This window comes from Bifidobacteriaceae bacterium, assembly GCA_031281585.1.
GTDB lineage: Bacteria > Actinomycetota > Actinomycetes > Actinomycetales > WQXJ01 > JAIRTF01.
The window spans coordinates 13,816-29,904 of the sequence record JAITFE010000124.1 but is presented as its reverse complement, the minus strand read 5'-3'; the positions used below and the strand labels follow the sequence as shown (position 1 = coordinate 29,904).

Here is a 16,089-nt window from a genome sequence, read left to right as displayed (position 1 = left end):
TTCATGGCTATTCCGCTGGCCTGCCTGGGCGTGTTTGTGGCTACCGTGGTTGGGACGACGCTCACCAGAGGGCGAACCAAGCGCGTGCTCGGCAGCATCTTGGCCGCAGAGGCGCTGACCGGCGTCTGGATTGTCTACGCGGTGGCGGCTGGGCTGTTTCACGAGCTGGTGGGCATGATCTGGTTGCCGGTCCTGACCGGACTCGGGGCCCTTGTGATCACGCTGTTTCTGATTTGGCAGCCGTTCACCCCCAGGGTTCGCCTGGTCAGCGTGGTGGCCGTTGGGCTTGTGATCATTTCGATGATCGCCGGGGTGGCCGCGCGGGGCGTCCACGACAGCCGGCTGCTGGTGATCGGGGACTCCGACCTCCAATTGGACGTGGGGTTGTACGAGCCTTTCATCACGGGGACCTTGGCCACTTCGTTGGAGGACCCGTCAAGACTTCACCTGACCGACGATTTGCCGCGCCTCGACGGCGCCACCGCTCTATATCCCCTTTACGCGTCCTTCGTCCGGGCCACCTATCCGGAACGGCGATACGACCCTTACGGGCAGCCCGGCGATTCGGGAAAATCGCAGCCCGCCGGCGAATCGGCTTATTCCGAAGTCGTTTGCTCCACCACGCCTTACGCTTTTGAGGCGCTGCTGGACGGCACAGTGGACGTGGCATTCCTGATGGGGGTTTCGGACGAGCAGGCCTCGGTGGCCGAAGAGGCCGGGCTCGAATTAGAACTGACACCCATTGGCCGCGAGGCCTTTGTGTTCTTCGTCAGCAAACGCAATCCGGTGTCCAACCTGACCGCCGCCCAGATCCGGCAAATCTATTCCGGGCAGATTGAGAATTGGAGCGCTGTCGGCGGTCGGAACCACCAAATCGACGCCTACCAGCGAAACGAGGGGTCCGGGAGCCAGACCGCTTTCGAGGAGATCATGGGCAGCGTTGAGATAATGATTCCGCCGCACAGCGAATCAGCCATGGGTCCCATGGTCGAATCGGTGCTGGCTTACAAGAACTCCAACCACGCCATCGGCTTCTCCTTCCGGTATTACTTGGACAACATGATCCGGTCCGATGAAATCAAGATGCTCTCGATTGACGGCGTGGCGCCAACCCGCGAGAACGTCGCCTCCGGCGCCTACCCGTTCACAATCGACTTCTACGCCGTGACCGCCACCGAGTCCTATGCGAACTATCCGCACGGCGAGGATGACCCGTTATGGGACGAACTCGGCGGGGACATGCGCGCGTGGCGGGACCGACAGGCCCCCGACCCGGCCCGCACGCGCAACGCCCAGCGCCTGATTGACTGGGCACGCTCGCCGGAAGGCCAAGAATTGGTGGAGAAGGTCGGCTACGTCCCGCTCGCCCCTTGATTCAAGCCGCCGATGCCGTCGCCGCAGCCCCGATTGTTCGCTTGCCTTTTGGACGGGCTTAGTCTGGCAAGAGCGACGGGTCTAGTTGTTCGACGGCCGCGGCCATCTTCTCGATTTCCTCTCTGTGCTCCGTCAGGTACCGCCGTTCCACCGCCACCACCCCGGCGGCGTAGCGGGCGACATAGTCGGTTGCGGCCCGGCACTTGAAATCCGCGACCGCTATGTCCCGTTCGGCCTGCGAGCCGACCAGCGACTTGTGTTCGGCCGGGATTTCGTCGAATAGGACTTCTGCGGCCTCTCCGGGCCGGTAAAGCGACCCGTCTGACGCAGTGGCGACGGCCAGGAGGAACACGTCTCGCGGTTCCACATGGGTGACGAACGTACTCGAGGACGTCAGGGCCTGGCTGATCTCCGAATCCAAAATACAAGCCCGATAGTCGTCGTTGATCGGGATGATCTCCGGTTGCGCGGCTATCGAATCGGGATTCGCCGAAGGATCGGCATTCCCGTCTTGGTCGAGGACGACGACAAAGACACGCTGCATCGCCAATAGGGTTTCCTCGGACGGCACGTTGTAGCCGCGCGGTTCGGGAAACTCAGCGGCGCTGCGCTCTTGGCAGTTGTCCGGGTTGATTTCGGTTGGCGGATAGTCGTACCAGCCCCGCAGCGCCATGTAGTATTCGCGCCGGGCCGACTCCGACAAAGACTCTTCGTATTCGATATTCGGGTCGGCGCCTCCCGATCCGAAGGCAGGTGCCGGGTTGATTTCGGCTGGGCTGGCCACGCCGTAGCCGACACGCTCGGCCTTCTCCGCAGTGTCCGGCAGCCAGGGAATTGGCAGCGTGTTGTCCGGATAGACGCCACCCGGTTCTTCCGGCGCAGGGGTGTACGCGTCGCCCGGGTAATAGGTGAACCCGGCCTGCTTCATGCAACTCGCAATGAACTCGCCGTGCTCTTTCCAGCTTTCCGCCAATTCGGCTTCCACCGCCGACTTGGCGGCGGCCCGCAGCGCCTCGGCGGCGTCAAAGTACGGCGTGAACGGGAGTTCCACGGGCGCGGGCATGTCGGACCGCGCCCGCGGAAACTCAGCCACGGCAACGGATGGCAGACCGGCGGCGGGAGAGGGGCTTTTCACGCCTGGGGATTCGACTGGCGGCTCGCCGCCGGTGCAAGAAGCCGTCAACGCCGCCGCTATCACGGCCATCACGGCCAGCCGCGGCCGCGGCCGCTTCCGCAAGCGATCAGCCAACCAGGAGCGAAGGGTCGAGTTGCTCAATGGCGGCCTCCACCTTCTGAACTTCTTGTCTGTGCTCCGCCAAGTACCGTTCCTCGGCGGCGACCGTGACGGCGATCCAGCGGTTCAGGTAGTCGGTTTGCTGTCTGCACTTGAAGTCGTCAACGGCCAAAGCGATCTCCGGCGGCGAGGCCAGCAAGGACCGTTGCTCCTCCGGGATGTCCTCATCCGACACCGCCCGCCCCGCCGGGAACTCGAACCTTGACCCATCCGGGGCGGTGTACCTAGCCAGGGAGAACACCGTCTCCGGCTCCACCCGTTCGGTGGCGCCGAAGGCCGCGAGCGCGGCCGCCGAATCGCTCGCCAGCATGCACTGGCTGTACTCCTCCTGGAGCGCCTCGGCTTCGGGTTCGAAGAAGATCGGCGTCACACCCGAGGATGGCGCCATCATTTCGAGCGGGACGGGGGATTGTGTGACAGTCCCGTCCAGCCCGATGGTGACGCCCATGGAAGGCTCGCCCGGACGCGCCCGCGAGAACAACTCGAGCATGCCGTAGAGGGGAGTCAAGAACGACAGGTCGGGGCCAGCCGGTTCGGGGAATTGGGCGGATGCGCGGTCAACGCAGTTGTTCGGATCGATTTCGCCGGGAGGATAGTCATGCCAGCCCTGAAGGGCCAGGTCGTATTCGCGGCGCGCCGCCTCCGACAACGATTCCTGGTACTCCTCGTTGGGGCCGGCCTGGTATTCCTGTGGCTCGTTTTCACCCTGCAGTTGGCGGGTGGTGGCCACCCCATAGCCCACCCGCTCGGTTTCCTCAAGGGTGTCCGGCAGCCACGGGAAGGGAAGCGTGTCGCCCAAGTAGAACGTTTGCATCCACGGATCCGGGTGCGTGAACTCGTATTCGACCGGGTAATACGTGAACCCCGCGTCCTTCATACAAGCCGCGATTGATCCCTGCCAGTTGCCGTACCATTCGCTCCGCTGAGGCAGATTCAGGCCCGCGCCCCCGTCCAGGAGCAGATTTCCCGCTCTGAAGTAGCGCGCGAACGGCAACTCCACCGGAGACGGCATCTCAGATTGCGCCTGCGGCAGATCCACAGACCCGAGGGGAGTGGCGCCGGCCGAAGGCGTACCGTCGGCCGATCCCGCCGAAGACGGCGCCGGCTCGGCACCGCCTGTGCAGGCGGCCAGGAGCACAGCCGTTACCGCACCCAAGCTGACCAAACCGAACCTGTTCCAGACCATGACGCTCCTTTGCCGGTCCGTTCACAATAGGGCGCCGCGCAATCCCGGCCGTCGCCGCCCAGCATGACTCCGCAAGCCCCCCGCGGACCTCAATCCGAGAATTGGACCATCCCGATTCCGCGAGCGAAGAGCCCCGCTTCCAGTTCCGGGAAAAGGGGAAAGCAGCTATACCTTCACACCAGCATGGCCCAGGGCCCAGTGGTACATGGCGATGGCCGCCGCCGCACCCGCGTTCAACGAGCGCGTCGAGCCGTATTGCGTGATCTCGTAGACCGCTTCCGCCGCCGACAGGGCCTCTTGGGTGAGGCCCGGACCCTCTTGGCCGAACAACAGCACGCAGCGTTCCGGCAGACGCGCGGTTTCCAGGGGCGCCGCCCCGGGCGCGTTCTCGATCCCGACAACCGCCAGCCCGCATTCGTCCGCCCAGGCTTTCAACGCGCCCGCGTCCGGATGGTGGACCACGTTGAGATAGCGGTCGGTCACCATGGCGCCGCGCCGGTTCCACCGGCGCTTGCCCACAATGTGGACGCCCGCCGCCCCGAAGGCGTTGGCTGTGCGCACAATCGCGCCGATGTTGAAATCGTGCTCCCAGTTCTCCACCGCCACATGGAATGGATGGGCCCGCGCCGCCAAATCGGCCCGAATCGCGTCCAAACTCCAATAGCGGTAACGGTCCGCCACGTTGCGGCGGTCCCCTTCGGCCAACAACGCTGGGTCGTAACGGGTGTCATCCGGCCAAGGGCCCGCCCACGGCCCCACCCCCACAACGGGCGCGGAAAGCGTGGCCGGGGAGACGGCATCGGACGCGGGATGATCTTGCGGCATGCCACGCACCGTACCCTAGAGGGCGTGTTGACAGCTTCTTTCCTGGCCGAAACGGCACCCGAGATCCTCGCCTTGCCCGCGTGGATGGACGCCGCGTATCTGATCGACAGCTTCGTGTCCTGGTTGGGGCCATGGGCGCTGGTCGGAGTCTGCGCGGTCGTGTTCGCCGAGACCGGCTTGATGGTCGGGTTCTTCCTGCCCGGCGATTCGCTGCTGTTCACCCTGGGCGTCTTCATCGGCGCAGGCACCGTGGACGTGCCGCCCTGGGTGGCCTGTCTGTCCATTGCGCTCAGCGCCGTGGCGGGCGACCAGACGGGTTACTGGATTGGGCGCGGGCTTGGGCCCAAAGTGTTCAACAAACCCGACTCGCGCTTCTTCAAACACGAACACGTCGACAAAACCCGCGTCTTCTTCGACAAATACGGCGGCCGCACCATTGTGATAGCCCAGTATGTGCCGATTGTGCGGACCTTCGCGCCCGTGGTCGCGGGCGTCGGCAAGATGAACTACCGGCACTTCGTCTCCTTCAATATTGTCGCGGCGTTCACATGGGGCATCATCCTCCCGCTCGCCGGAATCTGGCTGGGCCGGTTCCAATGGGTGGGCGACAACATCGACCTGCTGATTATCTTGATAGTCCTGTTGTCGATCACTCCGATGATCGTGGAGTACCTCCGCCACCGTGCCGCGCGCAAACGGCAGGGGCCGCCCCCGGCGGACGCTACCGCCGCCCAACCGCAGCCTTCCGAGGCGGAGACCCCGTAACCCTCGCCCTGCATCGCTGCGAGAAGCACGGGCCAGGCAGCCTTCCGAAGTGGGGACCCCATAGTCCTCGCTTCACGGCTTCCGGCCGACTTCCCATTGGCCTCCGTCATCAGCAAGACGTGCTTGCACTCGCCCACCCGCAGCTTCCGGCCGACTTCCCCCAGCCTCCGGCGGATACCACTCCTTCATCGAATTCACGCCTGCGGCGCCTGCAGCCTCCCCCAGCGTCCGGCCTCGGCGGACTTGGTTCGGCTGCGGCCGGGGCGCCCTGGGCCAACCGGCTTTCCCGCGCCGGGCGGCTTTCGCGCGAACGCGGCGGCGCGCCACCTCACGTCCCTCTTACGAAGTGCGCGCCCAGCCGATGTGGCGCGGGCGGGTCAAGGCTGTCGCGTGAGTTCGGCTCGCAGTATTGCCAGCGCCCAGTCGGGCGAGTCTTCCCCAGTGGACAACAGGCGCAGCGCCAATCCGTCTGTCAGAGCGGCAAGCCGGTTGGCGGCCTGGTCCGCCGCCTTTCCCGTCAATTCCGGCCTGGCCAGGGTGATCAAGCGACGGCAGAGATCCCGGATGGCCGTCATGGTGCGGTCGCGGATCGAAACCAGAGCGGGAATGGCGGGCGCCTCCGCCAACAGAGCCAAGTTGACCAGCAACTCCGCTCTGGTCTCCGCCGTCAGCGGCAGCAACTCGCGCAACATGGCCAGGGCGTAATCGGTCTTATCGGGCTGGGTGGGAACTGAACTGATCCGCCGACTGGCGCGCTCAAGCACCAATTCGCCGGAGAAGGCGACCAATTCCGCCCTGGTTGGGAACATGTAGCGCAGAGAGCCGACCGCCACGCCGGCGCGCGCCGCGACCGTCCTGACCGACACGGCCCCAACCCCGTCGTGCACAATCACATCCCAGACCGCCTGCGCCAGATCCTCCTTGCGGGCCTGATGGTCGATCAGCTTGGGCACTCAGCAAATGTAGCAATGTGGCCGCGCCGCGAATGGCGGGCGTCGGCCTCAAGAGCAAGGCGGTTCTGCGGCGGCCACGGTCAACGCCCGCGAAGGCGGATGCGACTGCGACCAAAATCACCATCCTGATCCACCCGCGGATCACGAAGAGCCTGCAGGTCGCACTCGGGACTGCGGAGAAGGGCTGCGGCACCCCAAATGCAACCTTCGCGCCGATCGTGATCCACCAGCGGATCACGAAGACGTTCTAAGTCGCACCCGCAGGCAAAAACCCGGCTCTGCTGGGGCCTACTGCAACCCAAACCACGATCGTGATCCGCGAGTGGATCACGAAGAGGTTCTAAGTCGCACCCGCAGGCTAAAACCGGGGGATGAGGCCCCCAAATGCAACCTTCACGCTGATCGTGATCCACCAGCGGATCACGAAGGGCTTGTAGGTCGCACTCAGGTTCGCCCACGGCGGCTGCGGCGGCCCAAATGCAACCCAAACCACGATCGTGATCCACAGGTGGATCACGAAGCGAACGGAAGTCGCACTCGACCTGGTCCGAGTCCCGAGCCAATCCCATTGCAGCCCACCGATGTGGCACGGTCGTGTTAGCATCGCCTTGACGGCACATATGTGCCAGCAAACAGGGGAGTTGCCCATGGTGTATCTCATAGTCGGAGCCGAGATCGGGTTTTGGGTGCTGGTCGTGGCCGGCCTGGTCGCCCGCTACGGCTTCGGGGCCAAGCGGACGGGGCTGGCGCTGCTTGCGGCAACGCCGGCGGTGGACCTGCTCTTGCTGGTGGCCGCGGCGGCTGACCTGCGGTGGCACGGGCGGGTCAACATAGCGCACGGGGTGGCCGCCGTCTACCTCGGGGTGTCAATCGCATACGGCCGCAAAATGATCTCATGGGCTGACACGCTGGCAGCCCGGCGGGCGGGAGTGGGGCCGGGCCCCGTCAAGCGGTTCGGCGCCGAATACGCCGCCGAATGCTGGCGCGACGTGGCCCGCACGCTCGCCGCCGCCCTCATCGCGGCCGGACTCCTGAAGTTGCTGGACCTGGCCGCGGGCACGCCCCTGACGCAGGCGGGCCCGCTCGTCCAAGGGCTGGGCGGCGCACTCGGGTTCGTGTTCATGATCGACTTGATCTGGGCCGTCAGCTACACCGTCTGGCCCAAACGGCCGGCCCAAGGAGGATCGGGGCCGTCAGGCGAACAGGTCCGACAGGGACTCGACCGGGACTTGCTTGTAGAAGGGCAGGTAGGCACCCGCAGACGAGACGACGGACAGGTATAGCTGGTACGCGCCGCAGTCCTTGACCAGCGAACTCTTGTAGAAGTGGTACCCGGCCAACCGCGAATCGACTTTCTGCGGGTCGATTAGCCGCGCCTCGCCAAACCGCAGACCGTCGTCAGACTGGGCGTAGAACAATGCGAACGAGGTCCGCCCGCCTTCAGCCTTGTAACCCAGGAGGAGCGCCTCATACCCCCGGTCGGTCGCGACGATCTCTTGATGCCAAGGCGCATAACCGTCGCTCATGGTCACCTCGACCTGGCGCGGTTCCTCCCAAGTCCGCAGGTCGCGGCTCTGGGTGTAGACCAACTCGCCGCCATAGTTCGAGTACCACAGCCGGTAGAGCGACCCGTCCGCCAGGAGCGACGGGCTCATGAAGCTGGGCCCGCCCCCGTTGAACACAACTTCCTTGTCCGTCCAGTCCACGCCATCGGGGCTGGTCATCCGGTAGATAATGTTCGTCGCGTTGTCCGGCCGGTTGGCGTCCGGCCGGGCCGGGTTGTACCGGAACCACAATTCGAACCCGTTCGGCCGCGGCAGCAAGTATCCGTCCGAATAGTGGCCGAGCCGCGCCACGTCCTCTGGTTCGCCGGTCACGGGATTGCGGACCCCACGTGGTTCGGACCAGTCAAGCCCGTCGTCCGAGGCCAAGATTGACGGGTTCTCCCACTTTCCGTCCCCGAATGGATACGGGGTCATGACCATCCAATACCGGTGGCCGAACCTGCCCGCGCGGTCGAATTGGACGTTCGGATGGGTCGATTGCCCCGAACCGTCGTAGGTCGGCAAGTCCAGGAAACCCCCGCCGTTTTCCAGCGGCACTTTCGCCGAGCCCGTCGCCCCGGGCAGTTCGCATGGTCCTTCCGCCGATGCCGCCGGTTCCGGTTCCGGCACCATTCCCGCCTTGTGCGGGTACGGCGGCGCCACCCAGACGGTCGCAGTCTGGTTGGCAGGGTTTTCCGGAGCCTCCCGACTCCCGCAACCGGCGACCAGCGCGATTGTGGCCAGACCGGCAGCCGAAAGCCACAAAACCCTGGTGTTGCGATGACTCCACATTCGCCCCGGTGTCCTTTCCAGTAGGCGGGCTGGTTCGCGGGCGCGAAGTTCTGAAGATGCTAACACTTTGGGCGATTTTCCCCGTCCGCATGTGGGGCGCGTCAGCCCACGTGGACGAACGCATCCAAGCCGGGGCCTGCTTTCCCTGTCGCCGAGTCTCCCCGTCGCCGAGGGCACGCGCCGGGATTGCGCGACGGACCGCGCGCAGAGAACGCTTCCACGGTTGGCCACCAGCGGCTTGGGCCGTGAAAGGGCTGGCGCGCGTCGAGTAAGGTCGCTGCGTGGCACCTAGCACGCGGGCTGGCCGGCCGCAGCGGCAGCCGGTGCGTCGCGCGGCGATTGGCGTGCTGGCGCTGTTCGTCGCTTGCGGTTTCACGTTCGCCAGTTGGGCGTCCCGCTTGGTCGCGGTCCGTCAGGGCCTTGGCCTGGACCCCGGGCAGATGGGCTTGCTGCTTCTGTGCTGGTCGGCGGGTTCCGTCGCGGCCATGCCGTTGTCGGGCCGCATGATCAAGCGGTTTGGTGGGCGCCAGGTGCTTGTCGTCTTCGGCGGCATAGCCGCGGCAGGCCTGGTCGGCGCCGGTTTCGCGGCCGGGGCCAGTTCCGTGCCGGCAGTCGGTGCGTTGCTGTTCGCGTTGGGGGTGGGGATCGGCGTGTGGGACGTCACCATGAACGTCGCCGCGACCGATGTGGAGCATGCGCTGGCGCGCAGCGTCATGCCAAGGTTTCATGCCGGTTATTCGCTTGGAACGGTGCTGGCGGGCGGGATCGGCGCGGGCTTGGCCCGGTTGGGGCTGCCAGTGGCGGCGCATTTCGCCTTGGTGGCGGCGCTGGGCCTGGCCGCGCTCTTTTGGGGTGTCAGCACGCTGTTGCCCGGCGGCGCCTTGGGCGTGGACCGCCGGGCCAAACCCCGGCCCCCGGGCAGGGCCGCGAACCCGGACCGCCGGGCGAGGACCCAGCCCTCGGGCCAGACGACGGACGCCCCCCACCGGGCGGAACAGCCGCGATCAAGCGAGGCCCCGGCAGCTGGCCACCAGCCCGGACGCGCGCGATCAAACGCCGACGCGGACTTGGACCGCCGGGCGAGGACCCAGCCCTCGGGCCAGACGACGGACGGTCACCGCCAGGCGGAACAGCCGCGATCAAGCGAGGACCTGGAATCTGACCGCCAGCCGAAAACCCAGCGACCGGGCGAAGCGCTGGCCGACGGCCATCAGGCCGGACGCGCGCGATCAGACGGGGCGGCCACGCCTGACCGGGCGCGGTCGACGTGGGGAGAACCCCGCGTTCTCCTGGTGGGGCTCGTGGTGCTCGCGTTGTCATTGGCCGAAGGGGCGGCCGGGGACTGGCTCGCCTCGGGGATAGTGCAGGGCTTCGGCACGCCGGAAGCGGTCGGGATTGCCGGCTTGACGGTGTTCTTGACCTCGCAGACCGCGGTCCGCGTCTTTGGGACGCGGCTGGTCGACAGGGTTGGCCGCCCGGCCGCCATCCGCGGTTCGGGCCTGCTCGCCATGGCGGGCGTCGCGCTCTATGCCTTGGCCCCCGGATTGCCTCTGGTGTTCGTTGGCGCGGCGCTTTGGGGCGCGGGCGCGGCCCTGGTCTTCCCCCTGGGCATGAGCGCAGCCGGCGACGACCCGGCGCGCGCCGCCGCGCGCACGTCCGTGGTCGCGACGATCGGTTACGGCGCCTTCCTCACCGGCCCGCCCCTGCTGGGCTTGCTGGCGGACCACGTGGGTTTCCGGCTCGCCATGCTCGCGTTGGCCGCTCCATCCGCTCTGGCCGTGGTGTTCGCCTGGGCCACCCGCCCCGAACGCGGACTACCTGCCAGCAGTCTTCGAGTGTAGGTTTCCATCCGGCCTGAAGACCCGAACGCAGGATCGCGTCTGGCAAGGACCGCCGGGGTCGCCCGGCTGACGCGTCCGCTGGCCGCAGGCGCACGGGTACCATGGCCGGGTGCGGCTGTCGCGGCGGTTCGAGGGACTGGATCGGGTCAACGCCATCACTCGGGAGCGCGAGCGGCTGGAAGCGGCCGGCGTTCGGCTGACCGACTTGACGGATTCCAACCCGACCCACTTTGGCCTCGGTTCAAAAGCCGCGCACGATGCCGTGGCGCGAGCCGCCGCCAGAGCCACCGTTTACGATCCCCAGCCGCGCGGCCCGCTTGCGGCGCGCGAAGCGCTGGCCGCGCGTTTCGGCGGTTCCCCGGACGATTATTGGCTGACGGCCAGCACGTCGGAGGCGTATTCGTGGCTCTTCGCCCTGCTCGCCGATCCGGGAGACGCGGTCGCCATTCCCGCGCCCGGCTATCCGCTGATCGAGCCGCTGGCCCGCCTGGCCAACCTGCGCACCGTGGAATGCCGTTGGCATTACCTGGCCCATGACGGCTGGTGTGTGGACCCGCTGGGCGTGAGCCGGGCCGCCGAGCTTGGGGCCCGCGCGTTTGTGCTGGTGAATCCCGGAAACCCAACCGGCGCCTACATCAACCCCGCAACGGCCGACCTCTTCGGCGAGGCCTGCCAGACCGCGCGGGCGGCGCTCATAGCTGACGAGGTCTTCGGGCCCTTTCACCTTGAGGGCGAACCGACTTCGCTGGCGGGCTGCGACCGCGTGGTCACGTTCGCGCTGGGCGGCCTGTCGAAGCTGGCCTGCGCGCCCGGCCTCAAGCTCGCCTGGATCCGCCTGTCGGGGCCCCGCGGCCAACTGGGCCCCGTCAGGGCGGCCCTGGACCAGGTCGCGGACACGTTCTTGCCGGTCAGTGTGCCCGTCGCGGAGGCCTTGCCGGAACTGCTGGACTTGTCCCGCTCGGTGGTGGAGCGCACGCGCGGCCGTTTGGCCGCGAACCTCGCCACAGCCAGGGAAGTCCTTGGCGACGAGCTTTGCCGCGTGCGGCGGTGCGAAGGCGGTTGGAGCGTCATCGTCGACCTGCCTCGCCCCCTGGAAGACGAGGACAAACTGTCCGCCGGCGAAGACCCGGCCCTTTGGCTGTTGACCCATGCGGGCTTGGCGGCGCATCCGGGCTGGTTCTACGACATCGTGGGCGGGCCCGCGCTGGTGCTCTCGCTCTTGCCGGAGCCGGAAACCTTCCGGGACCACTGCGGCCAACTGCGGGCGGCCGTGGAGGCTTGGCGCGCGAGCGGCCGCACGCCAGTCGCCTGACCTGGGCGAGTCCAACCAACTCTGGAACAAGTCGACGGCTCGGAGTCAACCGTTGGGCTACTCGCGGCGCAGGAGGTCCGGGGTTATGCGGGTGCGGATCAGAGGCAAAGTGGACAACGACACCAGAAGGGCTGCCCCGCCCGACAACCCAAGCAAGAGCCACCAGTAACGGGCCCCGGGAGTCGCGGCCATGTGCTTCAGATTGTTGAACGCGGCCAGGGCCAACAGCCCTGTCGCCAGGGCGGCGGCCACGCTGACCAGAATCGGCAGGAGGACCTGCAGCAATTGCCCCCAGCGCAGCACTCGGCCGGGCACGCCCAGCATGACCTGGCGGCCGACCGCGCGGCGGCGTTCGCGGGCCCGGTCGGCCGCGCCCAGCGCGAAGGCCAGCAGCGCGATCCCTATCGCGGTCCCGCTAAGCGACCAAATCACCGTGCGCGTCAGCTGCACCGCCCGCAATGACTCCTCCCCGGTACCCCATGAGTTGTAGCCGTGGGACCTGGCCCATTCCCCGATCCGCTCAATCACGGCGCCGCCCGCCTCCGCGCCGACCAACATGTACATGTCGGGCGGGGGCGGGGTGTCGAGGAGGCTCTCGGGCACGAATATGGAGCGGTCGCCGGAGGGAACAAGCAGGTTGACTTCAGCATTCGCATCCAAAATGATCGGCTCCGGAGCAATCGTGACGCGCCCGAGGGGCGTCAAGCTGCCCTCGCTGCCGTAGGCCCAAACGCTGATTTCCTGCCCCCGCCGCCAAACAGTTGTGTCGAGCGCTGGTTCCCATGACTCGTCGCCAGGCGCTTCCGGGGAAGCTTCAATGATCGCGGCCTGCGAATCGTCGCAGCCGGACACCGCCCGCACCAGTTCGAGGCGCGCGCAGGTGCCCACCCAGGCGCCACCCTGGCAGTGCCCTTCCTCGGTGCAACCAATCGGCAAGCGCAAGGGCGCCAAGCCCAAGACACCCGGTATGGAGTTCAACTCTGCCAAGGCCGCTGGGTTCAACGGATCAACGTCTGGGCGGTCCGGAGACTCCGTCGGCCACGCGGTAACACTCACGAACTGCGGCCCCTCCATGTAGGCGTGGATGGCTGCCGCAGTATAGGGCTCGGCCTCAAATTCTCGCAGCGCCGCCAGGCCCCCAATCGTGAGGCACAAAGCGACCCCCATCCCGGCGACGATCCGCGAGGCGCTGGCCGGGTCGGTTTCAATGGCCCGCCCCGCCAGTTTCAAGCTCAGCACCGAACTGCGGGCCAGCGCCCGCGCCAGCCAGCCCGTCAACCAGGGGATCACGAAGACCAGGCCCACGCCGGTGACGATCAGCCCCCAAAGAAACGCGAAGTCGAGTTGCCAGCTGGGCACTTGCCCGGGTCCCAAGGACGCGGTGGCCACCCAAGCCAACGGCACAATCCCAAACGCGAAGGCAAAAGGACGCCAGGCGTGCGGCGTCCGCCGCTTCGATTCGGTCCGCGCCCAGCCGGGCATTTCCCGTTCCCAGGTCGCGGCCACTCCGACCGCGACCGATCCAGCCACCACCAGCCCCACCACCGCCGCCTGCGGCCACGCGCGCAGGGCGAAGGATCCCGGCAGGGCCCCGACGGTGGCCGTCAGCGGCACGAAGACCCAGTTGAACAGTCCCACGCCAACGCCCGCCCCGGCCAAAGCCGGCACGCCGTTCTCCACGACCGCCGCAGCCCGGGCGGCGTCTGGGCCGAGCCCCAGCTTCCGGATCGCGCCGAGCCGCCGGTCCCGCACCCCGGATGAGAGCCGCCCGGCGGTTATCACCAAAGCGATGGCCGGAGCCGCGATCAGCACCACCATCCCGCTGGTGCTGGCCATGGCATCGGCGGAAAACGCCGTTATGCCCATCCCGAGCGCATTCACGAGTCCCACCGTCGCCAGCAGCGCCACCACGGCGACCGCGTTGCCGATCACAATGGAGCATGCCCGCAGCGGCCCGCCCGCCCGGATCAGCAGCAGTCCCAGTCTCGCCAAGGCGATCATGTCAACCCCGCCACGACCGTTTTCTCCACGACCTCGCCCACTATCCGCCCGTCCCGCAACAGCACATCCCGCCCCGCCCAGGCCGCCACTTTGAGTTCGTGGGTGACCAGCAGCACCGCCGTGCCCTGCTCGCGCGCGGCGTCCACCAGCGCCTCCAGCACCAGTTCCCCTGTGGCCGTGTCGAGCGATCCGGTCGGCTCGTCCGCCAGCACCACCGGCGGCCGGTGCACCAGCGCCCGGGCGACGGCGGCCCGCTGCGCCTCCCCGCCGGACACCTCGTCAAGCCGTTTGCCAGCCTGTTCCGCGATCCCCATGCGCGCCAGCATCTCCAACGCCCGCCGACGCGCCTCGCGTGGCCGCCGCCCGGTCAGCCGCAGCGGCAGTTCCACGTTTTCCGCCACGGTCAACTCCGGCACCAAGTCCCCGAATTGGAAGACGAACCCCATCTTGGTCAACCTGAGCCCCGACCGCTTGCGTTCCGGCAGGTTGTCGATCCGCCGGCCCCCCAGCCAGACCTCCCCCGCGTCGGGAACCAGCAGCCCGCCCAGCAGGTGCAGCAGCGTCGACTTGCCCGAACCGGACGGCCCCATCAGCGCCACCACCTCCCCCTCCTGAATGGCCAGGTCAACGCCGTGCAGCACCGGGGTTTGCCGGAAGCCGCGCCGCAGCCCGCGTCCCTCCAACGCCGCCGCGCTCATCGCGCCGCTCCGCTCAACCCCGGCGCCGCGCGGCCGGCCAACGGGCCGTTTTCGGCCGCCCCCGCCCACGATGCCGTGCCCCCGCACCCAGCCCCGAGCCCATTTCCCGCTCCGGTTGGTCGCCTAGCTCCCATTTCTTCTGCCCCTCACAGTTGACCCGGCATCTCTTGCTGTCCGTCCAATCCCCCACGCCGGCCGTCCGGCACCGCTGCCGCTTGCGCGGCTTGCCGCGCGGCGTCAAGCCGGGATGCGGCCAACTCGATCCATTGCATGTCGGCTTCCAAGTGCGCTATCTCGTAGTCCGCCGCAAGGCGGGCGATCGCGTCCCCCGCTCCGCGCCCGGCCGTCAGTTGCCGCATCCGGTCCAGGTAGACGCGCCGATGGCTGTCCAGCACCGAATCCGGCGAGCGCCCCGAAACCAGCGCCAGCACCACGCGGGCGAACACGTCGTCCCGGCGGACTGGCGAGGCGGAGGCACTGGCCAGCCAGGTCTCGAGTTCGCTCACCCCCGACTCGGTGATGGCGTAGACCCGCCGGTCGGGTCCAGCGCCGGACTGAATGCCAACGCCCGCTGCCAGCCCGTCCCGCTCCAAACGTTGCAGCGTGGCATAGACCTGCCCGTACTTCAGTTCGTGGCCCAGCCCCAGCAGCGAGTCGTACCGTCTCTTGAGGTCAAAGCCGTGACTCGGCCCCGCGTCGAGGAGGGCCAGCAACGCCATCGGCACCGTCATGTCCGCCACTATACACCCAGCGTATACACTCCGCGCACACACTCTCGCCCGGAAGTGGGCGGCGACCGAAATGGGGACGGTACCTATTTCTTCCGGAAATAGGTACCGTCCCCATTTCTTTCCGCAGCGGGTCCAGGCAGCCGCGCGGAGATCGCTGGGCGCCGTTCGCCGACAGGGAAACCCAAGCCGCTCGAGTCGGCGTTGCCGGACTTAGGTTAGACTCGCCTATCGTGACGAGCTTGACGACGATCCGCATCGATGCCGTCGAGCTCGCCTCGGTCAAGCCGGGTGCCGCGTGCCGCGTTAGCCACATTGACGGGAACCCGTCACTGCGCAAGTGCCTGGAGGACATGGGGTTCACGGCGGGCGCCGAAATCGTGGTGGAGCGCAAGGTCCGCGACAACGTCATCGTGAAGGTGCGCGGGGCGCGCGTCGCCATAGGCGGCCCCGACGCCCGCCGCGTCGTGGTGACGCCAGGTGCCTGAAGTCGCCTCCGAACCCGCGGCCCGCACCCTGCGTTCCGTGCAGGCGGGCGAGCGAGCCACCGTCGCCAGCGTGTCCGGGCGCGGACCAACCCGCCGCCGCTTGCTGGAGATGGGCGTCACCCCCGGCGCCATCGTCAAAGTGGAGCGCGTGGCACCGCTGGGCGACCCGGTGGAGGTGTCCGTCAGGGGCAGCCGCCTGACCCTGCGGAAAGCGGACATCGACATGGTGATCGTCCGGCCAGTCGGGGCGATCAGCCCCGCTTCCCCCTGACGGCGCTCGCACCGTCT

The 16,089-nt window shown here is 67.5% G+C and carries 15 protein-coding genes and 1 pseudogene; 8 read left to right on the top strand and 8 right to left on the bottom strand.

Annotated features, from left to right (window positions below; all coding sequences use genetic code 11):
- Window positions 1–1,374, top strand: a 1,374-nt coding sequence (locus LBC97_13280) for a substrate-binding domain-containing protein (protein ID MDR2566997.1), incomplete at its 5' end; no start/stop codon positions are given.
- A gap of 58 nt (window positions 1,375–1,432) precedes the next feature.
- Here LBC97_13280 and LBC97_13275 read toward each other — a convergent pair.
- The 3 genes from LBC97_13275 to LBC97_13265 all read right to left on the bottom strand — a co-directional run bounded on the left by LBC97_13275 (window position 1,433) and on the right by LBC97_13265 (window position 4,679).
- Window positions 1,433–2,467 carry a hypothetical protein gene (locus LBC97_13275; protein ID MDR2566996.1) on the bottom strand — a complete coding sequence of 345 codons (1,035 nt, stop codon included), beginning with the start codon at window positions 2,465–2,467 and terminating at the stop codon, window positions 1,433–1,435.
- Between the two features lie 148 nt (window positions 2,468–2,615).
- Window positions 2,616–3,854, bottom strand: a complete 1,239-nt coding sequence (locus LBC97_13270; GenBank protein MDR2566995.1) for a hypothetical protein — start codon at window positions 3,852–3,854, stop codon at window positions 2,616–2,618.
- Between the two features lie 165 nt (window positions 3,855–4,019).
- Window positions 4,020–4,679, bottom strand: a complete 660-nt coding sequence (locus LBC97_13265; protein MDR2566994.1) for an RNA methyltransferase — start codon at window positions 4,677–4,679, stop codon at window positions 4,020–4,022.
- 24 nt (window positions 4,680–4,703) lie between these two features.
- On the opposite strand from LBC97_13265, the gene LBC97_13260 reads away from it, so the two are divergent.
- A complete protein-coding gene (locus tag LBC97_13260) occupies window positions 4,704–5,444 on the top strand; it encodes a VTT domain-containing protein (GenBank protein MDR2566993.1) in 741 nt (246 codons plus the stop codon).
- A 377-nt stretch (window positions 5,445–5,821) separates the two neighbouring features.
- Here the strand turns inward: LBC97_13260 and LBC97_13255 are convergent, their stop codons facing one another.
- Window positions 5,822–6,397 (bottom strand): TetR family transcriptional regulator, encoded by a 576-nt coding sequence (locus tag LBC97_13255; protein MDR2566992.1) that lies wholly within the window; start codon window positions 6,395–6,397, stop codon window positions 5,822–5,824.
- 17 nt (window positions 6,398–6,414) lie between these two features.
- On the opposite strand from LBC97_13255, the gene LBC97_13250 reads away from it, so the two are divergent.
- Together LBC97_13250 and LBC97_13245 are read left to right on the top strand one after the other, a co-directional pair.
- Window positions 6,415–6,648 carry a hypothetical protein gene (locus tag LBC97_13250; GenBank protein MDR2566991.1) on the top strand — a complete coding sequence of 78 codons (234 nt, stop codon included), beginning with the start codon at window positions 6,415–6,417 and terminating at the stop codon, window positions 6,646–6,648.
- A gap of 369 nt (window positions 6,649–7,017) precedes the next feature.
- Window positions 7,018–7,680, top strand: coding sequence for a hypothetical protein (locus tag LBC97_13245; protein MDR2566990.1), 663 nt, complete (start codon window positions 7,018–7,020; stop codon window positions 7,678–7,680).
- Here the strand turns inward: LBC97_13245 and LBC97_13240 are convergent.
- Complete coding sequence (locus tag LBC97_13240; GenBank protein ID MDR2566989.1) at window positions 7,591–8,733, bottom strand: hypothetical protein; 1,143 nt, start codon at window positions 8,731–8,733, stop codon at window positions 7,591–7,593. The genes LBC97_13245 and LBC97_13240 overlap by 90 nt on opposite strands.
- A 281-nt stretch (window positions 8,734–9,014) precedes the next feature.
- On the opposite strand from LBC97_13240, the gene LBC97_13235 reads away from it, so the two are divergent.
- Window positions 9,015–10,574: an MFS transporter gene (locus LBC97_13235; GenBank protein ID MDR2566988.1), complete on the top strand. Its 1,560-nt coding sequence runs from the start codon at window positions 9,015–9,017 to the stop codon at window positions 10,572–10,574.
- Between the two features lie 109 nt (window positions 10,575–10,683).
- Window positions 10,684–11,886: a pyridoxal phosphate-dependent aminotransferase gene (locus tag LBC97_13230; protein ID MDR2566987.1), complete on the top strand. Its 1,203-nt coding sequence runs from the start codon at window positions 10,684–10,686 to the stop codon at window positions 11,884–11,886.
- Between the two features lie 57 nt (window positions 11,887–11,943).
- Here LBC97_13230 and LBC97_13225 read toward each other — a convergent pair whose 3' ends face one another.
- The 3 genes and pseudogenes from LBC97_13225 to LBC97_13215 all read right to left on the bottom strand — a co-directional run bounded on the left by LBC97_13225 (window position 11,944) and on the right by LBC97_13215 (window position 15,316).
- Window positions 11,944–13,887, bottom strand: a complete 1,944-nt coding sequence (locus LBC97_13225) for a hypothetical protein (protein MDR2566986.1) — start codon at window positions 13,885–13,887, stop codon at window positions 11,944–11,946.
- A gap of 191 nt (window positions 13,888–14,078) precedes the next feature.
- Window positions 14,079–14,585: pseudogene (locus LBC97_13220) on the bottom strand (ATP-binding cassette domain-containing protein).
- A gap of 146 nt (window positions 14,586–14,731) precedes the next feature.
- Window positions 14,732–15,316, bottom strand: coding sequence for a PadR family transcriptional regulator (locus LBC97_13215; GenBank protein MDR2566985.1), 585 nt, complete (start codon window positions 15,314–15,316; stop codon window positions 14,732–14,734).
- Between the two features lie 230 nt (window positions 15,317–15,546).
- Here LBC97_13215 and LBC97_13210 point away from each other — a divergent pair, with 230 nt between their 5' ends.
- Together LBC97_13210 and LBC97_13205 are read left to right on the top strand one after the other, a co-directional pair.
- Window positions 15,547–15,801 carry a ferrous iron transport protein A gene (locus LBC97_13210; GenBank protein ID MDR2566984.1) on the top strand — a complete coding sequence of 85 codons (255 nt, stop codon included), beginning with the start codon at window positions 15,547–15,549 and terminating at the stop codon, window positions 15,799–15,801.
- Complete coding sequence (locus LBC97_13205; GenBank protein ID MDR2566983.1) at window positions 15,794–16,072, top strand: ferrous iron transport protein A; 279 nt, start codon at window positions 15,794–15,796, stop codon at window positions 16,070–16,072. Before LBC97_13210 ends, LBC97_13205 begins: the two co-directional genes overlap by 8 nt.
- Window positions 16,073–16,089: the final 17 nt, after the last annotated feature.